The 1,231-nt window shown below is 64.9% G+C and carries 1 protein-coding gene; it reads right to left on the bottom strand.

From position 1 onward, the window contains the following. Positions 1-64: 64 nt before the first annotated feature. On the bottom strand, positions 65-1,174 hold the full coding sequence (locus tag GV818_RS33660; protein ID WP_161778739.1) for a DUF2586 domain-containing protein: 1,110 nt from the start codon (positions 1,172-1,174) through the stop codon (positions 65-67). Positions 1,175-1,231 lie beyond the last annotated feature (57 nt).

Below are 1,231 nucleotides of genomic sequence, written 5' to 3'. Positions count from 1 at the left end.
CCTGGAGATCCCCCAGGGCAATGTCGAAGTTCTTGCCGCCAATGCGGGACATGTGGGGTTACTCCTAGTCGTCGTTGGAAAGGTCCAGGGCGATGTTCGCCGTGAGGTCTTTCGGGCAGTTGAGGGGCTTGATTTTCAGGAACAGCTCCACGCGGGTCTTGGTCCTCCAGACCAGGACCACGTCGCCGTCCTTGGGCGACTCGATCTCACCGGGGAACACCTGGCCGGCGAAGGTGGTGGACTTCGCCATGGCGCGCAGGGGTTTCATAAAGGCGCTGACAGCGGCGGCCATGCTCGCCGGCGAGTTGTTCAGGCGCCGATCAGCGACCCGGCGAATCAGCAGCGGCCGGACCTGGCGGGCGGCTTTGTCGGCCAGACGCAGGTACTCGATCACCAGGTAGTCGCTCGCCGGCGCGTCCAGCATGTTGCCGTCGCCCCAGTACACGCCCGGGTAATCCGGATAGGTCTGCGGCACTGAGTAACGGGCCTTGTCCAGCTCGGCCAGGATCGCGCTCGGCAGTGGGATGCCCTCCTTGTCCTGGGGCGTCTCGCCCAGGCCCATCAGGGCGCCGCTGGCCACGCGCATGGGGCTATCGGCGATGCTCACCGCCGCGTTGGCCAGGCGGCCGGCCAGCACGCCCAGGTCATTGCCATGCAACTGAGGAACGATCAGAACACGCGGGGCCAGCAAGTCCTTGGTCAGCGCCTTGCGCTCGCCCAGGTACTCGTTCCAGGTCTGCTGGACCGTGATGCCTACGGCGGCAGCCATCACGAACAGCCGGCGCCCGTAGGTGTTGGCGATCGCCTCGGCCGCGTCATGCATGGCCGACAGTTCTGCGGCGGTGGCCACAGGCTTGGTGATCACTACGCCTTCGACCGAGAAGCCTTGCTGCTGGGCCTTTTCCAGGGCGGCGGTCCAGTCGCCGTCTGCAGCGATCGGCGCCGCCACGCAGGCCCAGCGATCGCCACCGTTCTGGCGTGCAGCGGTGATCTGGGTTTTCAGATCGTTGGGGGGAATGCCCAGCTGGGCGTCCAGGTCGCTGTCAGTGTTCAGGGGGATCAACTGGCCGACGTTCTTAGCGCCGGTGCCAATGATCAGGAAATAGCGCTCGATCTCGGTCACGGCACCCTGGCCGAGGTTGAGGTTATGAACGCTGACTTTGCCGAGTGCCATGCTGTGCCTCGTTAGCGGGGAGAATTGAGGATTTGTTGCAGCACCTGGTTCACCAGC

The sequence above is a fragment of the Pseudomonas sp. Fl4BN1 genome (genome assembly GCF_009908285.1).
Taxonomy (GTDB): domain Bacteria; phylum Pseudomonadota; class Gammaproteobacteria; order Pseudomonadales; family Pseudomonadaceae; genus Aquipseudomonas.
The sequence above is the reverse complement of the archived record's forward strand: the minus strand, read 5'-3'. Positions and strand labels throughout refer to the sequence as shown.

Coding starts and splice junctions, on each gene's coding strand:
- GV818_RS33660 (WP_161778739.1), bottom strand. CDS start 1,174: ATGGCACTCGGCAAAGTCAGCGTTCATAACCTCAACCTCGGCCAGGGT.